Genomic DNA, 23,384 nt, shown 5'->3' on the forward strand with positions numbered 1-23,384 from the left:
GCAAAACTTGGATACAATCCTAATAAAACTGCAAAATTAAGGAAAAACATGGGATTTGCAGATTTCTTTAAAAATTTTAAGATCAATAAATTGCGGACAGCACCAAGTAAGGAAGAACAACCAAGCCATTGGGTGAAATGCCCTAAATGTTATGCATTAATGTATCATAAAGAAGTGTTTAGTAAATACAGCGTGTGTTTGAAATGCCATTACCATTTCCGCATGAAAGCGGCTGAAAGGATTGAATTTTTATGCGATGTGGGGAGTTTTGAAGAGTTTGACAAACACTTACGGCCTAATGACCCTTTAAATTTCGTGGATAAAGAGAGCTACAAACAACGCATTAAAAAATACGAAAAAAGGACTAACCGCCCAAGCTCAGTGATCAGCGGTGAGGCTAAAATCAACCGCATGCCTTTGCAGATCGTGGTGTTTGATTTTAGCTTTATGGGGGGGAGTTTAGGCTCTGTGGAAGGCGAAAAGATCGTAAGAGCGATCAATCGCGCGGTCGCTAAAAAAGAAGCGTTATTGATTGTTTCAGCGAGTGGGGGGGCTAGGATGCAAGAATCCACTTATTCGCTCATGCAAATGGCTAAAACGAGTGCGGCTTTGAATCGATTGAGTGAGGCTAAACTCCCTTTCATTTCGCTTTTAAGCGATCCCACTTATGGGGGCGTTAGTGCATCTTTTGCGTTTTTAGGGGATCTCATTATCGCAGAGCCTGGGGCGATGATAGGTTTTGCAGGGCCTAGGGTCATTAAACAAACTATAGGGGCGGATTTGCCTGAGGGCTTTCAAACAGCGGAATTTTTATTAGAACATGGCTTGATTGATATGATTGTGCACAGGAAGGATTTGAAAAAAACTTTGAGTGATCTCATCGCTATGATGACGCATAAGACTTCAAAGATTTTTTAAAGTTTCAACGTTGATGCGTTGCGTGGTGTATTCTATCGCTAAAAATTCGCCTTTAGAGTTATTAAAAAGCTATCAAAAGCAATGCAAGCAATTTGATTGCGAGCTGGAATTAGTGGATTTATTCCCTAAAAATACCGCCAACGCTCAAAAAGTTTCTAGAGAACTCGCTCAAAAAAGCTACTCTCTAGCCTTTGAGCCGTATTTAAACCCTAAGGCAAAAAATATTGCTTTACACCCTAAAGCTCAAAGGGGCGATAGCTTTGCGTTTAGTAAAATGTTAGAAAATCATCTTAATATTAATTTTTTTATCGCTGGAGCGTATGGGTTTGAAGAAAATTTTTTAAAGGATTGTCAAGCTTGGAGTTTGAGCGAGATGACTTTTAGCCATGAAGTGGCTAAAATTGTTTTGTGCGAGCAAATTTATAGGGCTTTAAGCATTATTTTTAAGCATCCATACCATAAATAGGAGGTACGCATGCGTTTTTACATTATCTTTACATTTTTGTTCATTGTGGGTTTTGGTGTGTTTGTTTATAGTATTGATCCGCAAGCTTACGCCTTCAATTTAGGGAGCTACAGCTTTAATCTTCCCATTGCGGTATGGCTTATGGGCGTTTTGGGCATGTTCGCTTTTTTTTCATGGGTTTTTTTATTCAAGCACAACCTTAGCCATAAAATCCGCTTATACCACGAAAAAAGGGATTTTGACAAATTGCTCAAACAAATCCTGTCCCAAGACACCCAAAAGACTTTTTTAAAAACGAAATTTAAAAGCGATCTCGCTAAAAATCTCTCCCAAATCTTAGCCCGCTATGATTTAAAGGCTGATTTAAACACGCCAAGCAGTGGGTGCGAAAAAGTGGATAACCTTTTTAAGCATTACCACAATATAGAAAATAACACCCTTGAGCCCAAAGATCACGCTAAGCACTCTCTGGCTTATGAGCATGCTTATTTTTCTAAACGCTTGAAGGCTTTCATCCATAACGATTTGAAAAACGCCTTTGAAGTTCTAACAAACGCGCAAATCCCTTTGGAATTACGCCGCTACGCTTTTATAGAAATCGCCCAAAAAGGCAACAAAAAAGAGGTTTTAAAGGCTTTGAATGCGATGCAAGAGAACTTGGATAAAGAATGCGTGAAGTCTTTTTTAAAAGCCTTTTTTGAAAAATCTTTAAACACGGATACTTTAAAGATTTCAGAGCTTTGCAAAAGGGTGGGTTATGACAAGAACGATTATTTAAAGCTCGCGCAAAAAGCGCAAAAATTTCTTGTCCCCGATCAATGGTTCCAGTTTTTTGAGGTTTTAAGCCAAGAAGACGATAAGGCGCAAAAAGCCTTTTTATTCGTGTTGTTAGAATTAGAAATGAACGATCTCGCTAAGGAGCATCTAGCGGTTTTATCCTTTGAAGAATACATGCTTTTAAACGCTTACATGGATTTGAAACAAGAGCATAAAAAAGCCTATAAATTAGAAGCGTTTTTGTAGGGGGTTTGTTTGCCCCACATTTTTAAGGCGGATAAAAACAGATGATTACAAAAAATTCAAGGAATGGGCTAATTGGATCGCTTTTAGCACCAAATGATAAGAGGAAAGACGCTAATGCTTTAAACCTTGATGAAACTAACCCTAAAAGAAACAATTAAAGCCAAAAATACGCTTTAACCCACCATAAAAAGTTTTAGTAACCCGTATTTGATGGAAACAGAGCCTTTTTATTTTTCTTCTATGAATTTTTATCCATATCTTGAAAACACTCCACTCAATCAATATAAAGAGTCCTAAGAAGATTTAAAAAAAGGCTAAAAAATAAATTTGTGTTTTTAAAGATAAGGGTATTAAGAATACCCCAAATAAAACTTTAAAAACGCACCACCATAGTGGCCATGTATGAACCTGATTTGAAGTTGCTAGGAGCGCCTTCAGGCAATTTGATATGGAAATACTTTTGACAACCATTAACCGCTTTTTCATAATTTTTAGCGAAAGAATGATGATGGCGGTTTTCTAAAGGCCCTTTCATGTGTTTGCTCGTCAACGCAGAATGCTTTAATTTGACAAACAAAAGCAAGTTTTCACCGAACAACGATTTCATCGTGAAAGCGAACGCTCGCTTATAAAATGTCCGTTTGTCAATATCAATCCCAATAATCCCACTTCCAGCCGAATAGACTAAAGGTTTTGAATACAATCTCAGATCATCGCCACTCAAAACGCTTAACAAAATCCCTAAACTTATTAGTGTCCTAACCCCATTTTCTTTCCTTAAGATATAACATTACCCATATGTTTAACAGATAAGGAAATTTAACTTAAAACACCTTAATAGTTGATTAAAAAATTAAAAAAAACGTATTTTTTTTAAAAGCGTTACGATTTAGAGGTTTGTGAAGATTTTTACAATTGGTGGTTATTTTTGAATAATTTTTTTAAATTGATTGATAATGGAATAAGACTCTTTTTAATCCAATAGGGATCGCTAAAACCTTATTTTAATTTTAAAAAATGGGATTTTTAAGCTTCACTTCAGTCAATATTCAAGTTTTTAGATTTTCACCATACAACCTTTTTAAAAGATAAAACACCCCCACAAGCAAAGCTATACCGATTACAAGCGCGAGCGAGTGCGAATGCATAAAACTTGCCACCCCTAAACTCACCGCGCTGCAAAGCATCGCAATAGTCGCATAAGGGAGTTGCGTGATGAAATGGCTTTGAACCGAACACCCTGCCCCAGTAGCTGATAGTATAGTCGTGTCAGAAATGGGGCTTGTGTGATCCCCATAAACCGCCCCAGAAAGGATCGCTGAAACAATCAAAATAATATCGCTTTCATTAGCCATGCTTGCTCCAATGGGCAGCATGATCGCAAACGCTCCCCAACTTGTGCCGGTAGAAAAAGCGATAAACCCAGAGATTAAAAAAAAGATTAAGGGCATATACACGCCTCCTCCATTATTTAAAAACTCCTTGCTCATGTGGGCCAAGTAAAGCCCCGTTTGAGCGTCATCTCTAATCACAGGCCCGATAGCCCAAGCGAGCGTTAAGACTAGTATCGCTGGCCCCACACTCTTAAAGCCATCCAACATGAGTTTAAAAAAGCTCCCTTTTTCTAAAAACTTATAAGCTAAAAGATAAGTAACAATGAGCGAAAACAACCCCCCATAAAAGAGCGAAAAACTCGCATCGGTGTTTTTTAAGATCACTCCTGTATAAAAAATCAATGAGGAAATTGACACAATCAATAATAAAATAGAAAGGGGTAACAAACTTAAGGGGGCTAGTTTTGAAGAGCTTTCTTCTTGTTCGCTATAAAAATCCTTCACGCCTATGTTTTGATATTTTCTCATGCTAGGGAGGTTGATTTGCCATAAAATGGTGAGAAAGACTGCAATGAGCGCAAAAATCGCATAATAATTACTGCTTAAGCTTTGCACAAGCACCGAAAAACTATCTTTTAATAAGGGCGAGCTGTCGTTATTCATGATCCCCATGATATATGCCCCCCAGCTAGAAATAGGGACTAGTAAGCACACCGGCGCTGAAGTGGAGTCTATGATATAAGCCAAGCGCTCTCGTGTGGAGTTATGAGCGTCGTTTAAAGACTTTGAGATTTGCCCCACGGTCAGGGCGTTAAAATAATCATCTACAAAAATAATGATGCCTGAAAAAAAGGCGATAAATTCGGGGGTTTTGGCGTTTTTAGAGTATTTTTTAGCTTTTTTGACAAAGTTCTGCACGCTACCGGATTTCAAAATCACTTGACTCAAAACGCCTAAAAAGATTAAAAACCCAAAAACATAGAGGTTGGAAAGATTGAAATGAAGCCCATTTTCTGGCTCATAAGTGTAAAAAACGGAAGTGATTTTATGATAAATGTATTCTACAAGTTGAGAAAGGTGTAACGAATGCATTAAAACAGCGCTCACTAAAATGCCTGCAAACAACGAGAGCGCAACTCTTTTAGTGAAAACCACCATTAAGATAACGCTAAAAGGAACAATAAGGCTTAACGCTGACAACCCCACTGAATAAAATCCTTTAAACTAATCCTTAAATTTCAATTAAAAGAGACAATCAATATTCACAAAATTCTTTGTCAAAAGAAGAGATGAATTTGCCAAAACCAATCGCTTAAAAGATTTTAATCAAGTGGCCGGGAGAGAGGGATTCGAACCCCCGGAGGTATGACCCTCAACGGTTTTCAAGACCGCCGCTTTCAACCACTCAGCCATCTCCCGCTATTTTCATAAAAGTCCCTTGCAAAAGCCCCTGAATGACTACAACAATGGAGGCGACACCCGGATTCGAACCGGGGAATCAAGGTTTTGCAGACCCATGCCTTACCACTTGGCTATGTCGCCTTAAACTTTAACACTAGCATGTTTAAAAAATAAAATCAAATCGCACTCAAAAATGGTGCCCAAAGCCGGACTTGAACCGGCACGGTATTGCTACCGAGGGATTTTAAGTCCCTTGTGTCTACCAATTCCACCACCTGGGCAAACTAAATAGAAACCATGCTCTAGAAGTTAAATCAAAATATGGAGCGGGAAACGGGGATCGAACCCGCGGCCCCGACCTTGGCAAGGTCGTGCTCTACCACTGAGCTATTCCCGCACTCTTTATTCAAAAAGACGATTGTTATTGTATCTAAACTCAATAATAAAAGTCAAGGGCTTATGAAAAATTTCAAAACTGATTTTAAAACCAATCAAAAACAGCCAAAACCCCTTTTATTTAAAAAATGAACAATAATGTTTTGAGTTTCCATTCAAACAAAACCCGTTTAAGAATTTCTAAATATGGGTAAAAAATATACAATACCTTATAATAAGATGAAAATTCATGGCGTTTTGCACTCATTTTTTATTTCTTTTTAATTTGATTGCATAATAATAGCTGACATAACACATCATTATAGGAGTTTCAATCATGAAAGAAGTCATCCATTCAACGCTAGCCCCAAAGGCTATAGGCCCTTACTCTCAAGCTATCGCTACTAACGATCTTGTTTTTGTCTCTGGGCAATTAGGCATTGATGCGAGCACCGGCGAATTTAAAGGCGCAGACATTCATTCTCAAACCACGCAGTCCATGGAAAATATCAAAGCGATTTTAAAGGAAGCAGGGCTAGGGATGGATAGCGTGGTTAAAACGACTATCTTATTGAAAAGTTTAGACGATTTTTCGGTGGTGAATGGAATCTATGGGAGTTATTTTACAGAGCCTTATCCGGCCAGAGCGACCTTTCAAGTGGCTAAACTGCCTAAAGACGCTTTAGTAGAAATTGAAGCGATAGCCATTAAGTGATATTGATTAAAAGGGGCTTGCAAGCATGAAAAAAGAAGTCGTGGTCATAGGTGGTGGGATTGTGGGGCTTTCTTGCGCGTATTCTATGCATAAATTAGGGCATAAGGTCTGCGTGATTGAAAAAAGCGATGGCGCAAACGGCACTTCTTTTGGGAATGCCGGGCTGATTTCTGCGTTTAAAAAAGCCCCGCTTTCATGCCCAGGTGTGGTGTTAGACACCCTAAAGCTCATGCTCAAAAACCAAGCCCCTTTAAAATTCCATTTTGGGCTTAATTTAAAGCTCTATCAATGGATTTTAAAGTTTGTAAAAAGCGCGAACGCTAAAACCACGCACCGCACCATGGCGTTGTTTGAACGCTACGGGTGGCTGAGTGTTGATGTGTATCATCAAATGTTAAAAGACGGCATGGACTTTTGGTATAAAGAAGACGGGCTTTTAATGATCTACACTTTAGAAGAAAGTTTTGAAAAAAAGATTAAGACTTGCGATGACAGCGGTGCTTATAAAATCCTTAGCGCTAAAGAGACCAAAGAATACATGCCTATTGTTAATGATAATATCTGCGGGAGCGTGCTTTTGACCGAAAACGCGCATGTGGATTCGGGCGAAGTGATGCGCTCTTTGCAACAATATTTACAAAATGCGGGCGTGGAGTTTCTTTATAATGAAGAGGTTGTTGATTTTGAGTTTAAAAATAATCTCATTGATGGCGTTATCACGCATAAAGAAAAAATCCAAGCAGAAACAATCATTCTAGCCACTGGGGCTAACCCCACTCTCATTAAAAAAACCAAAAACGATTTTTTAATGATGGGGGCTAAAGGCTATAGCATCACTTTTAAAATGCCTGAAGAATTAAAACCCAAAACCTCTTCCTTATTTGCGGATATTTTCATGGCAATGACCCCACGAAGAGACACCGTTAGGATCACTTCTAAACTGGAATTAAACACTAATAACGCTCTCATTGATAAAGAGCAAATCGCTAACATGAAAAAGAATTTAGCCGCTTTCACGCAGCCTTTTGAAATGAAAGACGCCACAGAATGGTGCGGTTTCAGACCCTTAACCCCTAATGATATTCCTTATTTGGGCTATGACAAACGCTATAAAAACTTAATCCATGCGACAGGACTGGGGTGGCTTGGCATCACTTTTGGCCCGGCCATTGGTAAAATCATCGCCAATTTAAGCCAAGACGGAGCGAATGAAAAAAATGCCGATATTATGCTTTTTTCTGCATTTTTTAGGGATTAAGGAATTTCTTTTTTAAACCCTAGTTTGTTAAGGAGTTTTTATGGAAACGATTGATTCGGTGGTGCGTTATTTATCTAATTTGGTGTGGGGGATTCCCATGCAAATTTTATTAGTAGGCACCGGCTTGTTTTTGACCTTTTATCTTAGGGGTTTGCAATTCAGTAAAATCTTTTATGCAATCAAGATCCTTTTTGACAAAGAGTCCCAATCTAAGGGAGATATTTCGCAATTCTCCGCTCTCATGCTCTCTTTAGGGGCGACTGTAGGCATTGGGAGTATCGTGGGCGTAGCGACCGCTATCAGCATTGCAGGGCCAGGAGCGGTGTTTTGGATGTGGGTTACTGGGCTTGTTGGCATGGCGACTAAGTATTCTGAGGGGATTTTAGCGGTGAAATACCGGGAAAAGGGGGCGTTTGGATACAACGGAGGGCCTATGTATTACATCAAAAACGGCCTCAACATGCCCAAACTCGCCATGGCGTTTGCGATTTTTACGATTATTGCGAGCATTGGCACCGGTAACATGACGCAATCTAATGCGGTTTCTTCCATTTTGAGCGAACAAGCGAACTTGCCCACTTGGGTTTCAGGCTTATTGCTCACTCTTTTAACCGCTGTTATTGTCATAGGGGGGATTAAATCCATTGGTAAATTCACTTCTTACTTAGCTCCTATTATGGTGCTTTTATATTTGATCGCTATTATTTATATTATTGTCAGCCATTTTGATTTAGCCATTCAAGCCATCAAACTCATTTTTGAAGAAGCCTTTAACCCTAAACCCGTTGTGGGTGGAGCGAGTGGCGCGTTGATAGCGACAATGATAAAAACGGGCGTGGCTAGGGGGTTGTATTCTAATGAAGCGGGGTTAGGGAGTTCAGCCATTATTGCCGCAAGCGCTCAAACGCGCCACCCGGTGCGCCAAGCCTTAGTGTCCATGCTCCAAACTTTTATTGTAACCTTAGTGGTGTGTTCGGCAACAGCGAGCGTGATTTTAATGGCGCCAGAATACAACACCTTGCTCCCTAATGGGGAAAAATTAAGCGCTAATTTGCTCACTCTAAAAAGCACGGAGTATTTTCTAGGCTCATTAGGGACGGTGGTGATTTTTTTGACCATGATCTTTTTTGCCTACTCTACGATCATTGGTTGGGCTTATTATGGGGAAAAATGCACGGAATACGCCTTTGGTGAAAAAAAAGTGAAATATTACCGCTTGATCTTTTTAGCGAGCGTGATGGTGGGGGCTATGGCTAAAATTGATTTTGTGTGGAATTTAGCGGATCTTTCTAACGGGCTTATGGCTATCCCTAATTTGATCGCTTTGATTTTATTGCATAAAGTGGTGTATTCTGAAACTCGTTGGTATTTTAGCAAGCACTCCAACAAATAAAATAACATGTTAAAAAGGGCGAGTTTTGTAGAAGTGAATACCGCTTCTTTAAGGCATAATTTTAGTGCAGTCAAAAGCATTGTCCCTAAAGACGCCCATATCATGGCGGTTGTCAAGGCGAACGCTTATGGGGCAGGAGCGATTAAAGCGAGCGAAATTTTTTTACAAGAGGGGGCTAATTATTTAGGGGTAGCGGCCTTAGATGAAGCTTTAGAGTTGCACTCTCATTTCCCTAAAACCCCCATTTTGATTTTAGGCTATAGCCCTAATGCTAACGCTTCCATGTTAATTGATAACAATTTGAGCGCTATGGTTTTTAGCCTTGAACAAGCGGAGGTTTTTTCCCAAGCGGCTTTAAAATCCAAAAAACGCTTAAAAATTCATCTCAAAATTGATACCGGCATGCACCGCTTGGGCTTAGAGCCTAATTTTAAAAGCATAGAAACCATTAAAAAAATCCGCGCTTTAAAAGGCTTGGAAATAGAGGGGATATTCACGCATTTGAGCAACGCTGACGCTAAGATCAAAACCCATGCTAAAAACCAAATGAAAGCCTTTAACGCTTTTTTAGAGCAGCTTTTGGATCAAAAAATAGAGTTCCAATACCGCCATGCTTACAATTCCGCCGGCATCCTTTCTTTGTGTAACGGGAATGAAAACCGCTTTTTAAACCTCTACCGCCCAGGCATCATGCTCTATGGCTTCTACCCCTCTAATGGAATGAAAGAATCATGCCCAACAATCTTAAAAAATGTTATCAGCCTAAAAGCTCAAATCGTTCAAATCAAAAGCGTCAAAAAAGGCGAGTTTATTGGCTATGGCAAGCATTTTTACACGAATGAAGAGACTTTAGTGGGTGTTTTAGCGCTAGGGTATGCGGACGGGTTAATACGCGCTTTGGGCAATCGCATTCAAGTAGCGATCAATAACCAATTAGCCCCCCTTATTGGCAAGGTGTGCATGGATCAGTGCTTTGTCAAACTCAATAATATTCAAGCCAAAGAGGGCGATGAAGTCATCTTGTTTGGGGATAAAAGCGCTAAGGCTAATGACGCAAGCGAGATTGCTGCGCTTTTAAACACCATTCCTTATGAAACTATCAGCACTTTATCCAAACGCTTGGAGCGTGTTTATATTTAAAATCAAACCATGCAAAATTTTTATTTTGTGTTAGAATGCTTGAAAAATTTAGGATTAAGATATAAAATGAAAAAAGTTTTATTTTTGTTAGTAATAAGTTTTTTGGGGAGTTTTTTGAACGCTTCTGGCTTGTATGAAAAACTTGTCAATAAAGAGACTATCAGTGTTGGCACAGAGGGCATTTACCCCCCTTTCACTTACCACAATAAAGAGGGCAAGCTCACCGGCTATGATGTGGAGGTGGCTAGGGAGCTGGCTAAAGAGCTTGGCGTGAAAATCAAATTCCATGAAACTTCATGGGATATTATGCTGACAGGTTTGAAATCGGGGCGTTTTGATATGGTCGCTAACCAAGTGAGTTTGACGACTAAAAAACGCCAAGCGGCTTTTGATAAAAGCTTGCCTTATAGCTATTCAGGCACGATCATGTTAGTTAGAAAAGATGAAAACCGCATTAAAGATATTAAAGACATTAAGGGCTTAAAGGCGGCTAACACTTTAAGCTCCACTTATGGAGAAATCGCTTTTAAATACGACGCTCAAATCGTTTCGGTGGATTCTATGGCGCAAGCTTTGTTGTTAGTGGCGCAAAAACGAGCCGATTTGACCTTAAATAGTTCTTTAGCGATCTTAAACTACCTAAACACCCACAAAGATAACCCCTTTAAAATCGCATGGGAATCCAAAGAAAAAGATGGGGGCGCTTCCTTTGTTATTAACAAGCACCAAGAAAAAGCCTTAGAGCTTATCAACCAAGCGATGCAAAGATTGATCAATAAAGGGGTTTTAAAACGCTTAGGCGAACAATTTTTTGGAAAAGATGTCAGCCAGCCCTAATTTGTCTTTGTTTTTTGAATCTTTAGATTTGAGCAAGGAGCGTTTGGAATTACTATTAGAGGCTTTCTACCCCATGCTAAAAGCCGCTTTTTGCATTTCTTTGCCTTTAGCGGTTATCTCTTTTATTTTGGGCTTATTGATTGCTATTGTGGTGGCTCTCATTAAAATCGCACCCCCTAAACATTTCATGCATAAGGCTTTATTAGCGGGCGTGAATTTCTATGTCTCGCTCATTAGAGGCACGCCTTTATTGGTCCAAATCGTGGTGGTGTTTTATGGTTTGCCCGCCCTTGGGGTTTATATGGATCCAATCCCGGCAGGCATTATTGCGTTTTCCTTTAATGTGGGGGCATACGCTTCAGAGACTTTAAGGGCGAGCTTTCTTTCTGTCCCTAAAGATCAGTGGGATTCAAGCTTGAGTTTGGGTTTGAATTACTTGCAAACTTTTTGGCATGTCATCTTTTTTCAAGCGCTCAAAGTCGCCACGCCAAGCCTGAGTAACACCTTCATCAGCCTTTTTAAAGAAACTTCTTTAGCTTCTGTGGTAACTATCGCAGAGGTTTTTAGAATCGCGCAGCAAAAAGCGAACGCCAGCTATGATTTTTTGCCTATTTATTTGGAAGCCGCTTTGATTTATTGGCTTTTTTGCTTGGTTTTAGAAGCGGTCCAAAAGCGCGTGGAGAAAATCTTAAATTAAAGTTGGCTCATTCTAATATTTGATTATAATACAGCCTAAATAATACAAGATAAGGAAATTCCCATGGGTGTGTTTTTGGATAAGAGCATTAAAGAAGTGGTAGATGGATTGAATGTTCGTTATTTTTTGCCTGACATTCAGCGTGAATACGTGTGGCTCCAAAAAGCCGATGAAAAAAAGATAGAGCAACTTTTTGACTCCATTCTTAGGGGCTATCCTATCGGCTCTTTTTTATTTTGGAAATTACAAAGAGAGGATATAGCCAAGAGCGACGAACAAGATAGCGATAAACTCAATTTCCAACTTTATAAATTTATTGAGAATTACGATGAGCGAAAGCCCCACAATGAAAAAATCCGTATTGAACAAATCATGCGTGATGATTTGTCTATTGTCCTAGATGGTCAACAACGCTTAACCTCGCTTTATATCGGGCTTAAAGGCACTAGAACGCTTAAGAAAAAGAACGCTAAAACCAACAACCCTAACGCTTATGAAGAAAAGCGTTTGTATTTGAATTTGAAACACCAGCCAAACATGGACAACCCCGAAGACAATTACCAGTTTGAATTTCATGCCAAAACGCCTGAAAACGATAAGAAACATTGGTGGTTTAAGGTGGGGGATATTTTAGAGTTGAAAGATGTTTGGAATTATGTGCAAGAACATGATTTATAAAAGGTGATAAATTGAAGTTATTAGAAAAGCTAAACAAAGCTTTTCACGACAAACAACTCATTTCATTTTTTGAAGAAACAGAAAAAAATCTTGATGAAGTTTTAAATATTTTTATCCGTGTCAATAGCGGTGGGGTCAAGTTGAGCTATTCTGATTTATTGATGTCTATTTTGACAGCAAGCTTTTCAAGCGATATTAGAGAAAAAATGAATGAGCTAATGGATGCTTTAAAAGAAAAAGGTTTTTCAAACATGGGGCAAGACCAGGTGCTAAAAACCTGCTTGCTTCTCATTGGTAAAGACACTACTTTTGAATTAAAAAATTTTAATAAAAAGAATATCAAAGAGATTGAAGACAATTGGGAGAAAATTACAGATAGCATTTATAACGCTGCGGAGCTATTAGAAAATTTTGGTTATGCCAGCTATCTGGGTTCAGCTTATATCCTATCCAGTTTAGCTTATTTTTATTTTTTAAATTCAAAAATGAATGAGAGCGATAAAAAACAAGCCCTAAAATTTGTCCGTAACGCTCAAATCACAAGTTATTTTAGCAACTCGACAGATACAAAATTAAGCATCATAGCCAATAGCATGAAGGATGCGCAAACCTTTGAATCATTCAACCACAATTTAGCCAAACATGAAACAAATCCTTTAAAAATCACTAACGATATGATAGAAGAGATGGTGTTGTATCCTCAATACGGCAATCCTCAAGTCTTTCCTATCTTGCAAATCTTATACCCAAACCTGAAGTATAAAACCACCACTTTTCATATAGACCATATTTATCCAAAGTCCAAGTTTAATGAGAAAAATAAAAAATTAAATAAAGATTTCTATAAGTGGAGGGATTATTTATTCAACCTCCAGCTTTTAGAAGGTGCAGAGAATATTGTTAAAAAGGATAAAGACCCTGAAGTGTGGCTCAAAGAAGAATATAAAAGTGAGCGAGCCATAAAAGAGTATAAAGAAAAAAATTATATTGACCCTACCCTAGAATTAGAATGGGAAAATATAAAGGCATTTCGTGAAAAAAGAGAAGAAGTTATCATTAAAACATTAAAAGAAGTGTTATTGCCTAAGTCTTCATAGGAGTGTTTTCGTGGCTGATATAATCGGGTAAAGCGTTTTGACAAAACGGGTAAAACAAAATTTAAACTCGTTTAAGTGATGCTTAATAATAAAAAAGATAGAATGATTCACTTTTTGAACGCTAATCAAATTTCATTTAATGCTTGTTATCTAAAAAATGCCCTTAAGGTGTGAGATAGTTATATAAAATCAATCTTATCCATCTTAGTTTCAAAATGACAAATTTAAAACAGGGCGATAGCCTTAGTGAAAGGATAATCAATAAAACATTTAGGCAGAAAAGAGATAAAAACCTTAGGGTTATCTTCGCTTGGCGGGACTTTAGAATTTTACGATTTTATTATCTTTGTATTTTTTACAAGCATCATTGCCAAGCACTTTTTCCCAAACACGCTCAGCCCTATTTGGTCTGAAATCAACACTTATGGTATCTTTGCTGCAGGTTATCTGGCGCGCCCGCTTGGTGGCATAGTGATGGCCCACTTTGGGGATAGATTCGGTCGTAAAAACATGTTCATGCTCTCTATTTTATTGATGGTAATCCCAACCTTTGCACTCGCTTTGATGCCAACTTTTGATCATTTGGTGGGTTTTGGCGTTGATAGCATGGGACTTAGCCTAAAAAACGCTCATTATCTTGGTTATATAGCTCCTGTTTTTTTGGTGTTTGTTAGGATTTGTCAAGGCGTTGCTGTGGGTGGTGAATTGCCTGGCGCTTGGGTTTTTGTCCATGAACATGCTCCGCAAGGCCAAAAAAACACTTATATCGGTTTTTTAACCGCTTCTGTAGTTTCCGGGATTTTGCTTGGGAGTTTGGTTTATATTGGGATTTATATGGTTTTTGATAAGGCTGTTGTTGAAGATTGGGCTTGGAGGGTTGCCTTTGGACTTGGAGGGGTTTTTGGTATCATTTCTGTTTATTTGAGGCGCTTTTTAGAAGAAACTCCTGTTTTTCAGCAAATGAAGCAGGACGATGCCTTGGTTAAATTCCCGCTTAAAGAGGTGTTTAAAAACTCTCGCTTTGGCATATCAATCTCCATGCTTATCACTTGGGTTTTAACCGCTTGTATTTTGATTTTTATCCTTTTTGTTCCCAATTTTACCCTCATGTATCCCAATTTTAATTTCACTCCTTTTGAAAAAACCTATTTTCAAATTTTAGGGCTTGTCGGTATTGTAAGTTCTATTATTTTAACCGGGTTTTTGGCCGATAAAATCAAACCGCACAAAGTTTGCATGGCTTTTAGTGTGGCCTTTGGCTTTTTTGGCTTTTTATTCTTCAAAGAATTTTATTCTAACGCGCCAAGTTTAGTAAATACCATAGTTTTATACTTTTTAGCTTGTTTTTGCGCAGGCATTATGAATTTTTGCCCTATTTTTATGAGCGATGTGTTTAGCGCTAGAATCCGTTTTAGCGGGATTTCCTTCGCTTATAACATAGCCTATGCCATAACCGCTGGCTTTACCCCTCAACTTTCAAGCTGGTTAAACGCAAAAGCTATAGCAGCGCCTGAAAGTTTGCAAAGTTATGGTTTAAGCTTTTATATTTTTGTGGTTGCTTTAATTGCTTTTATCGTATCGCTTTTAATGGCTCCAATTTATAACAAATCTATCCCCCCACCATAGCTCAATTGTTGGACTTTTTGGTTAATAGCTTTAGCGTAATTGTATTTGATGATGCCATAATAAGCTAATCCTATGAAATCATTAAAGTAGTTTTGATAGCCTATTTTAGCGTTAACCCCTAAAATAGGGCTTCTAAAACTTTGCGAAGCGCTTGAAGAATAGTGGTTGGTAACGCTAGAAGTGACAAAGGTTTTTTGAATGGTGCTGAGCATGGAATTGGCTAAATCTTGCGTGTTCAAACTAGCGTTTAGATTGTAGTTTGTTTGACTCCCTAAGTTAGCGTAGTTGATCGGCAAGGCGTTTTGATTGATGAGCTGTTGCCAAACCGCTGAATAATAAAAATGGAATGAATAGTTTTTTCATGTCTATCTCTTTTTAGTTTATAGTGTCTTTATTATACAATTCAAGGGGATTGTTTGTTTATTTTTACAAGGGCTTTAGAATTTCATATTGAAACAAAATTTTAAAAACAAGCGTTTGTTTTAGGGTTTATTTAGCGTTAATTGGGTTGTGTTAATGAAAGTTCGATAGTTTGAATGTCGCTTGGGCGTGTGTCAAATGGATGCACTAATTAAGACAGAATCTTTTCCATAAAAATCGTAGGGAAAATCAGAGTCTCTTCGCCCAATTTTACCACGCAATCCTCTTCTTTGACTTGCAAAAAACCCAGCTTTTGATAGAGGTTGCATGCTTTGATCTGGCTCTTGCTCACATGCAGAGAGATCTTAGTATAGCCTTTAATGAAAGCGTATCGCTCCACGCTCTCATAGAGTTTTTGACCCAGCCCTTGGGATTGATAAGCGGTATTAATGTGGAATTTACACAGCTCTGCTTCTGTTTTATTGATAGGATTAAGCCCGCAGATCCCAATGAGCTTCCCATTATCCCTCATTCCAAAAAATTCCCCGCCATGCTCGTGCAATTTTTGAACGAAACCGCTAATACTAGGCAAAAGATCCAAGCGTTGGATAAACCCTAAAGGGTTATCAGCGATGCGATTAGCATAAAATTCTTCTAATTCAGTGGGGTATTTGGGCGAAAAAACTCTGATGGTCATGATTTTCTAACTTCCAAAGATAAAATGATCCCTTAATGAATGTAATGATAACAATTTTTAGCTTAAAATAATAACGCTTTGTATGATATGATGGATTTTAAAACCCTTTTTGATTATCCCACAAACGGATATGGAGCCTATCGCTCAGCCTGAAACCATGCTCTATGGCTAGGGGGGCTAGGGTTTTGAGATTTTTGTCTAGCTCGTCGTTGGTTGTGCCTAAGGGCATTAAAAAGATTTCATTATTTTTTAAGGAGAGTTGTTTCAAAAGGCTTTGAATTTCTATAATAGATTGAGCGGCGTTTTGGCTGTCCAAAACAAATTTAAAATGCGCGCTTTTAGCATTATTTAAGATATTTTGCAAGGCTTTAAGATGGATCCGCTTGCTTTCTTCCTCTAAAGACAAAGAGAGTTTGACGCTTAAAGTGAAATGCAATTCTTTTAAAATAGGGCTAAATTCAAAAAAAATAGAGCCATTACTCTCTACAAATAAAGGGATTTTTTGGCGATAAAAATGCTCTAAAACGCTGATTAAAATAGGGTTATTAAAATGCAAGCTTGGCTCCCCGCCTGTGAGAATGAAATCAAAATGTTTATAATTAGGGGCTAAATCCTCTAATCGTTCAATCAAGGGTTTAGGATCGTTGTAATAATCCCAAGTTTCTTTGAATTTAGGATGCACCGCATACAAACTATCGCAACCTGTTAGAATTTCATCATCCAATATGGTTTTACAATTAAAGCCCTTGCAAGAAAGGTTGCACCCCCCTAAGCGTAAAAAAAGACTGGGCTTGCCTATCCTTTTTCCTTCACCTTGTAAGGAAAAAAAGCTCTCAACGACCGGGAGTTTCATGGGATCTGGTGTAAGGGCTTAGCATGAAAAAAGCATTGTTTTTCATCGCTGATGATTTTATTGAAAAAATCCTTATCTTGCCACAAATTTTGAATGCCTTGCGAGAAAGAGACGCAGTTTGGATGCACTAAAGTTTTAAAATGGGGGTTTTCTAAATCTTTTAAAGAGCTTTCAGCGTAGCCGTTTTTAGTCTCATGCACGCGCACGCTAGAGACTTTTAACTCCCCTTCATCATTAGAAAAAACGCTTTTTTGTAAAATCCTTGTCAGGTAGTATAAAAACATGAGGGCGTAACTTTCTGCGCTCAAATTAAACGAGCATTTCACGTAACGAACGCAATGATTTTCTATAAAACGCTGGAACTCATCGCTTTCTTTATCCCAAAAATGATGGGCATGATCAAACGACTCAATGAAAACCTGCATTTCTTGTTGCATCAACCCAAAATCTAATGCCATGTTCGCGCTATCTAAGCGGTTGGTTTCAATAAAGACTTCCACTTCATAATTATGCCCATGGATATTTTGAGCGCATTTTAAAGAGGAGCAATTGCGCACCACATGGCTAGCGCAAAATTTATACAACCGCCTGATAACCATTTTATTGCCTATAACATGGCTGATAAAGGGGCAGTCTTAAATTATAGTAGTAGCGTTCAGGGCGGTTAAAATCAATGCGCTTGATTGTGCTTTTAATCAAATCCCTATAAAGCATTTGATAGCCGCAAGTCCTCCCGCTCACGCTCCCATCCACGTATAAAACCCGTTTTTGCAACACCACATCATACCAATCCAAAATAAAATGCGAATTAGCGCTCATTAAAATTTGCTCGCTAAAGCCATTGATAGCGTAGTAATCGGTAGGGGTTTGGGAACAATAAAACTGCCCCCCAAGAAAATAACAAGGCTTATTGACTTGATCAATCAATTGGTAATTGTATTGATAAAACGGCACAGCTGAGATGTTACGGACAATGCGCGCATAGATCACATTTTTGGCTTTATCTAGTGGGAATTCCGCTTGCGTGAAGACATTATAAAAGCCTAATTTTTGCAATTCATAAACAATCACGTTGATATAATAAGAAGTCATCGCATCGCTTCTGTCATAAGCCACCACGATAGTGGAATTATAGTTGAACAAATAATCCCCTGTAACTTCTGAATAATACCCCATGTGCAAGCGGTGTTGGCATGCATTAAAGAAAAAAAACACCCCAACAATTAGCCCTAAAAAAGCCAAGCGGTGCTTTTTACTCACTTTAACATTCCCTCATGCCAAGATTCCAAGTTTTTCAAATCATCATAACTGGTTAAGTCTAAATTTAAAGGCGTGATAGAGGCATGGTTTGAAGCGATAGCGTCAAAATCAGAGAGTCTGTCTTCATTTTCACGCTTTTGCCACTCCAAGGGGTGTAACCCTAGCCAAAAATAGCTTTCATTTTTGGGGTCTGTGCGCCTGTGTACTTCTTTTTTATACACCCTATAGCCTTTAGGGGTGATGCATTCGCCTTGATATTCTTGTAAGGAGCAATTAGGGACATTCACGTTTAAGAGTTTGCGCCCTTTTAAAGGGTAGCCGTTTTTGAAAATGTTTTGGACTAAATCCTGGATGATCTTTTGAGCCAGATCAAAATTTAGGGGAGTGTTTTTATTTTTGTTAGAAAGGATTTGAGAAATCGCAATGGAAGGCACGCCCTGGATGGTGCCTTCAATCGCTCCGGCCACCGTTCCCGAATAAATCGTGTCTTCGCCCATGTTAGATCCAAGATTGATCCCTGAAATCACTAAATCAAAAGAGACATGTTTGAACAGCTCATTGATAGCCAGATACACGCAATCGCTCGGCGTGCCATCATTAATCCTGTAATGCCTGCCTTCTTTGCCCTTAATTTTCTCCGCTCTTAAAGGCGCGCTGATGGTGATGCATTGCGAGCATGCGCTTTTTTCATGCTTAGGGGCGACCACATAAATTTCTGCCATTTCTTCTAAAGCTTGTTCTAAAGCTTTAATGCCTTTTGCATGGTAGCCATCATCATTGGTGAGTAGAATTTTTTTCATGTCTTGCCTTTAAATAGAGTGTTCAATAATGCGTTTAAATTTTCTTGCAATAAAGGATAAGCGGGTTTTAGTAGATTTAAATCGTTTAAAACCTCTGTTTTTAAAGTTTGGGCGTAATCGCTTGCCTTTTTTAGCCCCAATAAATTCACAAAGCTGTTTTTAGCGCTGTCTAAATGAGTGGTTTTACCGCTTTCTTCTTCATCTTGTGTAACATCTATAATATCATCTAGCACTTGAAAGCAAAGACCCGTTTTTAACCCAAAAGCCTGAAGCCATTTAAAAAGCTCTTCATCTTTAACACCGCTTGCAACAAGCCCCATCATCAAGCTCGCGCTAATCAATTTAGCGGTTTTATGCTCGTGTAAGAAAGTGAGCTGCTCTAAATTTAAGGGCGTGTTTTCAAAATAGCAATCCAAAGCCTGCCCTAAGATCATGCCTTTAATCCCCCCATTAGCGCTTAAGATTTTGACTAATTCCACAATGATATGGCTTTCTAACAAAGCGTTTGAGAGCAATTCAAAAGAGTAAGTGTTGAGCGCATCGCCGATTAAAACGGCTGTGGTTTCATCGTATTTAGCGTGTAAAGTGGGGTGGTTTCTCCTTAAAGCGGCATTATCCATGCAAGGTAAATCGTCATGGATGAGCGAATAAGTGTGCAAGCATTCAATGCTTAAAGCGATTTTAAAATATTCTGTTTGTTGGTTAGAATAATCTTTTTTACCCACTAAAGAACAAAGCACGGCTAAAAAAAGCTTGGGGCGGAACCTTTTGCCTCCATTAAGCACCATTTCAAAAAAGGCTTTTTCCAAATAAGGGTGGAAGCTTTCAAGGTGTAGATGATGGTGGTTTAAAAAGCTTTCAAAACGCTCGCACTCATTATAATAAAAGGATAAATTAGGGCTATTCATGCATAGAATTATAACCTAAGATTTTAAGAGTTGCATAAATTCAGCTCTGGTTTTAGGGTCTTTTTTGAATAGGCCTCTCAACACGCTTGTTTTAATGATCGCGTTTTGCTTTTGCACCCCTTGCATGCTCATGCACAAATGTTTGGCCTCGCAAATCACGATCACGCCTCTTGGCTCTATGATTTCATCAAAGGTTTCTGCAATTTGAGTGGTCAGCCTTTCTTGGATTTGCAAGCGTTTGCTATAAATTTCAATGAGTTTAGCGATCGCGCTAATGCCTACAATCTTTTCTTTAGGGATATATCCTAAACTGATATTCCCCAAAAAAGGGAGCAAATGGTGCTCGCAAGTGGAGTAAAATTCAATGTTTTGAGCCACTATCATTTCATCGCAAACGCCTTGAAAATACGCGCTTTTTAAAGCCACTCTAGGATCTTCTTTATAGCCTTTATACAAGAATTTCCATAATTCTTGAACCCTTTTAGGCGTCTCTTTCAAGCCTTCTCTGTTCTTGTCTTCGCCGATATTTTCAAAAAATTGGTTGAAAAAATTTTCCATTTAGATCACACGCTTGGATAAAGATTGGATACGATTTTTAATGCTAGGGTGGGTGCTAAACATTTCAGCACTAAAAAGATAAGCCGCTGATCGGGTGCTATTTTTATCTATTTCTTTATAATCGTTATTGGTGTAATCGTTAGAAATTTTTTGTAAGGCTCTGATCATGGGCTTATTGTCATGCATTAAAAACGCCGCCCCGCTATCGGCCATGTATTCTCGTGTGCGGCTCAAATACATTTGTAAAATAAGCGTTAAAAAAGGCAAGATGATCTGTAAAGCCAATAAAATCATTCGGGCCAAATTCGCCCCACTATTCTTGCGATTCCCCATGAAAAAATACACGCTGAAATTAGCCACCAACAGCATGATATTGCTTAAAATCCCCACGCACATGGTCAAGCGGATGTCATTGTGCCGTATATGGCTGAGCTCATGAGCGATCACGGCTTTTAATTCATCTTTATCCAATCTCTCTATTAAAGCGCTTGTAAGAGCGATAAGAGAATTAGATTCATTCCAACCGCTCGCAAAAGCGTTCATGTAAGGGGCGTTAATGATATAAAGCTTAGGCTCAAAATGAAGTTTGGCCTCTTCTAAAAGCTCTAACAAAAGGCGATGGATTTGATTTTCTTTAGAGCTTAAAACCTTGCTTGTGTCAATAAGCTTGTATTCATCACCGCTTAACATGATAGAGCTAAAATTTTGGATACAAACAACAATAACGACAAAAGCCGCTAAAAACATGATAATGGTGATTGCAGGAAAAATTTGAAAAGTGATGAGTTTAAAAAGAGCTATGCCCAAATCATTAGCATTAATTCTAATAACATCCACCAACAACCCGATAAAAGCAAAGATCGCACAATAAGTGGCTAAAACCGCGTTCGTTTTGAGTCTGTTTTGCGCGATAATCTTTTCAAAATTCGTCATTATTTTCTCCTTTCTCATGCTTGATTTCTTTGAGCAATGCGCTCGCATAACTCCCTTTAGGCAAGTAAAATCCCAATTCAAATTGCGCTTTTTCTTTGATATATTGAGAGGTTACATTTTCTAAAAACACCCAAAAAAACCGCCTAGAACCTAGCGTTTTAGCGTGGCTATTTAAAAGATTATGCTGGAATTCTTTTTCAATTTCTAAACTCAAATTTTTTGCATAAAGAGCTTTTTTGCCGTCTAGTAACCCTGTAGGCGCAGCTTCTTTTTTCAAAAACCTTTCGCTTTCTTTTTCTAATTCTAAAGCGTCAAAAAACTTCCCATAAGGGTAATGGCACATCACATCGCCTTCTAGGATTTTAAAGGGGTGATTTTGGTTTTTAAGGGTTTTTAGAGTGTTTGAATCAACGCTTAAATTGTTTTGTTTAAAAAATTCTAAATTTTCTTTTAAACTAAAATCGCTAATGATTTTACTGATTTCTAGTCGTTTGCTTAAAAGCGAATTAAACAAATAACTTTGATAGCTTGAAATTAAAAAAGCGTTTAATTTTTGATGAGCGGATTTCGTTTTATTTTGCAAGATTTTTAAACCCTCTTTATGGTTGTCATTGAACTTCCCAAAGCGTTGCGAGCCAAAATAATTAGGCATGCCAAACTGCGCGATTTGTTCTAAAACCTGTTCCGTTTTTTGAGCGTTTAGGGGGGTCATTTTTTTAAAACGCATAAAAAAGCGATTCCCTTTCAAATGCCCTAATTTAATTTTATTATGATGGTAATTCAAAGACAGGATTTTAAGGTTTCTTTCTTGAAAGTTGCTCGTGTTTTTTTCTAGTAAGGGGGCGTATTTTTTAGGGAGTGAGATGAATTGAGTCGTCAGCGCGTTTTTATCTTTCAAGCCCGCATAACCCAATTCAGCGATTTTTACCCCTAAAATTTGAGAAAAAATGCGAAGCATTTCTAAAGTGCTTAAACCGCTTTTCCTCACTTGAATAACGGCATGTTCGCCTGTGTTGCTAAATTCATACAAAGGCACTTCATGCACGCAAAAATCCCTAGCGCTAGAATTGAAATGAAAATCAATGCTCGCATGGTTATAAGCATGCAATAAGGGCATAAAATTTAAATTCATGCTTTGATCCTTGAATTGAACGCCCTTGAGAGCGAAACGGAGTCAATGTTTTCAAAATTCACTCCAGTAGGCACGCCTTGAGCGATTTTAGTGAAAGTGAGGCGGCAATGCTGTAATTTGTCTTCAATATAAAGCATTAAAGAATCATTAGCCAAAGTGGGAGGGAAAGCGAAAATGATTTCTTTAATGTTTTCTTCAATCAGGCGTTTTTCTAGGGCGTTAAAATCCACTTCTTCTATAGAATTTAACACATAATAGCGCCCTAAAAAGTCCTTTAAATCTTCTAAAATAAACACATCTCTTGGGTGTAAAACCATGCAAAGTTGGGAATTTTGTCGGCTTTCATCAGAGCAAATCTCACAAACCTCACTCTCACTGAGCGCGTTACAAGATGTGCATGTTTTAAGGTTTTCTAGGGCGTTCTCTAAGGCGTGCGTGATCTTGAGTGCCAAATAGGGGTTTTCCAAACCCAAATGATACGCCATTTTAAAGGCGGACTTTTTACCCACATTGGGGATTTTTTCTAAACAATCCACTAAATTTAAAAAGTGGTTCAAGCTGTTTTTATAAGTATTCATTCTGTTAGTATATCCAACTTGACTTGAAAGAGATAAAAGGGTTTTTTATTGTTTTTAAAAGAGGGTTTAAGATGAAAAAACGCTATAATGCGTTATCTCAATTTTAAGGAATAACATGCCGTTTATCAATATCAAACTTGTGCCAGAAAATGGAGGGCCAACAAACGAGCAAAAACAACAATTGATTGAAGGGGTTTCAGATTTGATGGTTAAGGTGTTAAACAAAAATAAGGCTTCTGTCGTGGTCATTATAGATGAGGTGGATTCTAATAATTATGGTCTTGGGGGCGAGAGCGTCCATCATTTGAGGCAAAAAAACTAAATCTAGTTTTTAAAATTCAAAGATT

The 23,384-nt window shown here is 38.3% G+C and carries 23 protein-coding genes, 4 tRNA genes and 2 pseudogenes; 12 read left to right on the plus strand and 17 right to left on the minus strand.

Annotated elements, in window-relative coordinates; genetic code table 11:
• Positions 1-48 precede the first annotated feature (48 nt).
• Genes accD through EAL87_RS05460 form a run of 3 tightly spaced genes read left to right on the plus strand, consistent with a single transcriptional unit; the run spans position 49 to position 2,407 of the window.
• Positions 49-918, plus strand: coding sequence for an acetyl-CoA carboxylase, carboxyltransferase subunit beta (accD, locus tag EAL87_RS05450; protein ID WP_001917307.1), 870 nt, complete (start codon positions 49-51; stop codon positions 916-918).
• Positions 919-931: 13 nt separating this feature from the next.
• Complete coding sequence (gene rlmH, locus EAL87_RS05455; protein ID WP_120913543.1) at positions 932-1,384, plus strand: 23S rRNA (pseudouridine(1915)-N(3))-methyltransferase RlmH; 453 nt, start codon at positions 932-934, stop codon at positions 1,382-1,384.
• A 9-nt stretch (positions 1,385-1,393) separates the two neighbouring features.
• On the plus strand, positions 1,394-2,407 hold the full coding sequence (locus tag EAL87_RS05460; RefSeq protein WP_120913545.1) for a LapA family protein: 1,014 nt from the start codon (positions 1,394-1,396) through the stop codon (positions 2,405-2,407).
• Between the two features lie 373 nt (positions 2,408-2,780).
• Here the strand turns inward: EAL87_RS05460 and EAL87_RS05465 are convergent, their stop codons facing one another.
• The 6 genes from EAL87_RS05465 to EAL87_RS05490 form a co-directional block, all read right to left on the minus strand.
• Positions 2,781-3,143, minus strand: coding sequence for a hypothetical protein (locus tag EAL87_RS05465; RefSeq protein ID WP_120913547.1), 363 nt, complete (start codon positions 3,141-3,143; stop codon positions 2,781-2,783).
• 313 nt (positions 3,144-3,456) lie between these two features.
• The gene (locus tag EAL87_RS05470) at positions 3,457-4,947 is read right to left on the minus strand and encodes a Na+/H+ antiporter NhaC family protein (protein ID WP_120913549.1); all 1,491 of its coding nucleotides are present in this window, start codon (positions 4,945-4,947) and stop codon (positions 3,457-3,459) included.
• Between the two features lie 125 nt (positions 4,948-5,072).
• Positions 5,073-5,160 (minus strand) — tRNA-Ser (locus EAL87_RS05475).
• Positions 5,161-5,208: 48 nt separating this feature from the next.
• A tRNA-Cys gene (locus EAL87_RS05480) sits at positions 5,209-5,283 on the minus strand.
• A 53-nt stretch (positions 5,284-5,336) separates the two neighbouring features.
• A tRNA-Leu gene (locus EAL87_RS05485) sits at positions 5,337-5,423 on the minus strand.
• A 41-nt stretch (positions 5,424-5,464) separates the two neighbouring features.
• Positions 5,465-5,539, minus strand: a tRNA-Gly gene (locus EAL87_RS05490).
• Positions 5,540-5,854: 315 nt separating this feature from the next.
• On the opposite strand from EAL87_RS05490, the gene EAL87_RS05495 reads away from it, so the two are divergent.
• The 8 genes and pseudogenes from EAL87_RS05495 (at position 5,855) to EAL87_RS05530 (ending at position 14,958) form a co-directional block, all read left to right on the plus strand.
• Entirely contained in the window at positions 5,855-6,232 is a 378-nt protein-coding gene (locus EAL87_RS05495; protein ID WP_108243033.1) for a RidA family protein, read from the plus strand.
• A 25-nt stretch (positions 6,233-6,257) separates the two neighbouring features.
• A complete protein-coding gene (locus EAL87_RS05500; protein ID WP_120913551.1) occupies positions 6,258-7,490 on the plus strand; it encodes an NAD(P)/FAD-dependent oxidoreductase in 1,233 nt (410 codons plus the stop codon).
• Positions 7,491-7,530: 40 nt separating this feature from the next.
• A complete protein-coding gene (locus EAL87_RS05505; protein ID WP_120913553.1) occupies positions 7,531-8,883 on the plus strand; it encodes an alanine/glycine:cation symporter family protein in 1,353 nt (450 codons plus the stop codon).
• Positions 8,884-8,889: 6 nt separating this feature from the next.
• Positions 8,890-10,023, plus strand: a complete 1,134-nt coding sequence (alr, locus tag EAL87_RS05510; protein WP_120913555.1) for an alanine racemase — start codon at positions 8,890-8,892, stop codon at positions 10,021-10,023.
• A gap of 66 nt (positions 10,024-10,089) precedes the next feature.
• The gene (locus EAL87_RS05515; protein WP_120913582.1) at positions 10,090-10,860 is read left to right on the plus strand and encodes an amino acid ABC transporter substrate-binding protein; all 771 of its coding nucleotides are present in this window, start codon (positions 10,090-10,092) and stop codon (positions 10,858-10,860) included.
• The gene (locus EAL87_RS05520; protein WP_120913580.1) at positions 10,844-11,557 is read left to right on the plus strand and encodes an amino acid ABC transporter permease; all 714 of its coding nucleotides are present in this window, start codon (positions 10,844-10,846) and stop codon (positions 11,555-11,557) included. Before EAL87_RS05515 ends, EAL87_RS05520 begins: the two co-directional genes overlap by 17 nt.
• 63 nt (positions 11,558-11,620) lie before the next feature.
• Positions 11,621-13,332, plus strand: a pseudogene (locus tag EAL87_RS05525) (DUF262 domain-containing protein).
• Positions 13,333-13,593: 261 nt separating this feature from the next.
• Positions 13,594-14,958 carry an MFS transporter gene (locus EAL87_RS05530; RefSeq protein WP_120913557.1) on the plus strand — a complete coding sequence of 455 codons (1,365 nt, stop codon included), beginning with the start codon at positions 13,594-13,596 and terminating at the stop codon, positions 14,956-14,958.
• Here the strand turns inward: EAL87_RS05530 and EAL87_RS05535 are convergent.
• From EAL87_RS05535 to recR, 11 genes and pseudogenes are all read right to left on the minus strand, one after another.
• A pseudogene (locus EAL87_RS05535) lies at positions 14,934-15,290 on the minus strand (hypothetical protein); the annotation flags it as partial. The gene EAL87_RS05530 and the pseudogene EAL87_RS05535 sit on opposite strands and share 25 nt — an antisense overlap.
• A gap of 239 nt (positions 15,291-15,529) precedes the next feature.
• Positions 15,530-16,015: a GNAT family N-acetyltransferase gene (locus EAL87_RS05540; RefSeq protein ID WP_120913559.1), complete on the minus strand. Its 486-nt coding sequence runs from the start codon at positions 16,013-16,015 to the stop codon at positions 15,530-15,532.
• Between the two features lie 97 nt (positions 16,016-16,112).
• Positions 16,113-16,868: a 7-carboxy-7-deazaguanine synthase QueE gene (locus EAL87_RS05545; RefSeq protein ID WP_120913561.1), complete on the minus strand. Its 756-nt coding sequence runs from the start codon at positions 16,866-16,868 to the stop codon at positions 16,113-16,115.
• Entirely contained in the window at positions 16,865-17,467 is a 603-nt protein-coding gene (locus EAL87_RS05550; protein WP_120913564.1) for a 6-pyruvoyl trahydropterin synthase family protein, read from the minus strand. The genes EAL87_RS05545 and EAL87_RS05550 overlap by 4 nt, the downstream gene beginning before the upstream one ends.
• Before the next feature lies 1 nt (position 17,468).
• Positions 17,469-18,128: a hypothetical protein gene (locus EAL87_RS05555; protein ID WP_000037493.1), complete on the minus strand. Its 660-nt coding sequence runs from the start codon at positions 18,126-18,128 to the stop codon at positions 17,469-17,471.
• Positions 18,125-18,928, minus strand: a complete 804-nt coding sequence (surE, locus tag EAL87_RS05560; RefSeq protein WP_120913566.1) for a 5'/3'-nucleotidase SurE — start codon at positions 18,926-18,928, stop codon at positions 18,125-18,127. The genes EAL87_RS05555 and surE overlap by 4 nt, the downstream gene beginning before the upstream one ends.
• Entirely contained in the window at positions 18,925-19,836 is a 912-nt protein-coding gene (locus EAL87_RS05565) for a polyprenyl synthetase family protein (RefSeq protein WP_120913568.1), read from the minus strand. The genes surE and EAL87_RS05565 overlap by 4 nt, the downstream gene beginning before the upstream one ends.
• A gap of 15 nt (positions 19,837-19,851) precedes the next feature.
• Positions 19,852-20,394, minus strand: coding sequence for a GTP cyclohydrolase I FolE (gene folE / locus EAL87_RS05570; protein WP_001943282.1), 543 nt, complete (start codon positions 20,392-20,394; stop codon positions 19,852-19,854).
• The gene (gene htpX / locus EAL87_RS05575) at positions 20,395-21,327 is read right to left on the minus strand and encodes a zinc metalloprotease HtpX (protein WP_240444241.1); all 933 of its coding nucleotides are present in this window, start codon (positions 21,325-21,327) and stop codon (positions 20,395-20,397) included.
• The gene (truD, locus tag EAL87_RS05580; protein ID WP_120913572.1) at positions 21,314-22,459 is read right to left on the minus strand and encodes a tRNA pseudouridine(13) synthase TruD; all 1,146 of its coding nucleotides are present in this window, start codon (positions 22,457-22,459) and stop codon (positions 21,314-21,316) included. Before truD ends, htpX begins: the two co-directional genes overlap by 14 nt.
• Complete coding sequence (recR, locus tag EAL87_RS05585) at positions 22,456-23,037, minus strand: recombination mediator RecR (protein WP_033757337.1); 582 nt, start codon at positions 23,035-23,037, stop codon at positions 22,456-22,458. Before recR ends, truD begins: the two co-directional genes overlap by 4 nt.
• Before the next feature lie 115 nt (positions 23,038-23,152).
• On the opposite strand from recR, the gene EAL87_RS05590 reads away from it, so the two are divergent.
• The gene (locus EAL87_RS05590) at positions 23,153-23,359 is read left to right on the plus strand and encodes a 2-hydroxymuconate tautomerase family protein (RefSeq protein WP_001115888.1); all 207 of its coding nucleotides are present in this window, start codon (positions 23,153-23,155) and stop codon (positions 23,357-23,359) included.
• Positions 23,360-23,384 lie beyond the last annotated feature (25 nt).

It is taken from the genome of Helicobacter pylori (genome assembly GCF_003636935.1).
Taxonomy (GTDB): Bacteria; Campylobacterota; Campylobacteria; order Campylobacterales; family Helicobacteraceae; genus Helicobacter; species Helicobacter pylori_CH.

Excerpts from the sequence above, each read along its gene's own strand:
- EAL87_RS05545 (WP_120913561.1), bottom strand. The coding sequence starts at position 16,868 with ATGAAACTCCCGGTCGTTGAGAGCTTTTTTTCCTTACAAGGTGAAGGA.
- EAL87_RS05460 (WP_120913545.1), top strand. The coding sequence starts at position 1,394 with ATGCGTTTTTACATTATCTTTACATTTTTGTTCATTGTGGGTTTTGGT.
- EAL87_RS05540 (WP_120913559.1), bottom strand. The coding sequence starts at position 16,015 with ATGACCATCAGAGTTTTTTCGCCCAAATACCCCACTGAATTAGAAGAA.
- surE (WP_120913566.1), bottom strand. The coding sequence starts at position 18,928 with ATGAAAAAAATTCTACTCACCAATGATGATGGCTACCATGCAAAAGGC.
- EAL87_RS05565 (WP_120913568.1), bottom strand. The coding sequence starts at position 19,836 with ATGAATAGCCCTAATTTATCCTTTTATTATAATGAGTGCGAGCGTTTT.
- accD (WP_001917307.1), top strand. The coding sequence starts at position 49 with ATGGGATTTGCAGATTTCTTTAAAAATTTTAAGATCAATAAATTGCGG.
- EAL87_RS05500 (WP_120913551.1), top strand. The coding sequence starts at position 6,258 with ATGAAAAAAGAAGTCGTGGTCATAGGTGGTGGGATTGTGGGGCTTTCT.
- EAL87_RS05550 (WP_120913564.1), bottom strand. The coding sequence starts at position 17,467 with ATGGTTATCAGGCGGTTGTATAAATTTTGCGCTAGCCATGTGGTGCGC.
- rlmH (WP_120913543.1), top strand. The coding sequence starts at position 932 with ATGCGTTGCGTGGTGTATTCTATCGCTAAAAATTCGCCTTTAGAGTTA.
- EAL87_RS05590 (WP_001115888.1), top strand. The coding sequence starts at position 23,153 with ATGCCGTTTATCAATATCAAACTTGTGCCAGAAAATGGAGGGCCAACA.
- truD (WP_120913572.1), bottom strand. The coding sequence starts at position 22,459 with ATGAATTTAAATTTTATGCCCTTATTGCATGCTTATAACCATGCGAGC.
- EAL87_RS05495 (WP_108243033.1), top strand. The coding sequence starts at position 5,855 with ATGAAAGAAGTCATCCATTCAACGCTAGCCCCAAAGGCTATAGGCCCT.
- folE (WP_001943282.1), bottom strand. The coding sequence starts at position 20,394 with ATGGAAAATTTTTTCAACCAATTTTTTGAAAATATCGGCGAAGACAAG.
- EAL87_RS05515 (WP_120913582.1), top strand. The coding sequence starts at position 10,090 with ATGAAAAAAGTTTTATTTTTGTTAGTAATAAGTTTTTTGGGGAGTTTT.
- EAL87_RS05520 (WP_120913580.1), top strand. The coding sequence starts at position 10,844 with ATGTCAGCCAGCCCTAATTTGTCTTTGTTTTTTGAATCTTTAGATTTG.
- recR (WP_033757337.1), bottom strand. The coding sequence starts at position 23,037 with ATGAATACTTATAAAAACAGCTTGAACCACTTTTTAAATTTAGTGGAT.
- EAL87_RS05505 (WP_120913553.1), top strand. The coding sequence starts at position 7,531 with ATGGAAACGATTGATTCGGTGGTGCGTTATTTATCTAATTTGGTGTGG.
- htpX (WP_240444241.1), bottom strand. The coding sequence starts at position 21,327 with ATGACGAATTTTGAAAAGATTATCGCGCAAAACAGACTCAAAACGAAC.
- alr (WP_120913555.1), top strand. The coding sequence starts at position 8,890 with ATGTTAAAAAGGGCGAGTTTTGTAGAAGTGAATACCGCTTCTTTAAGG.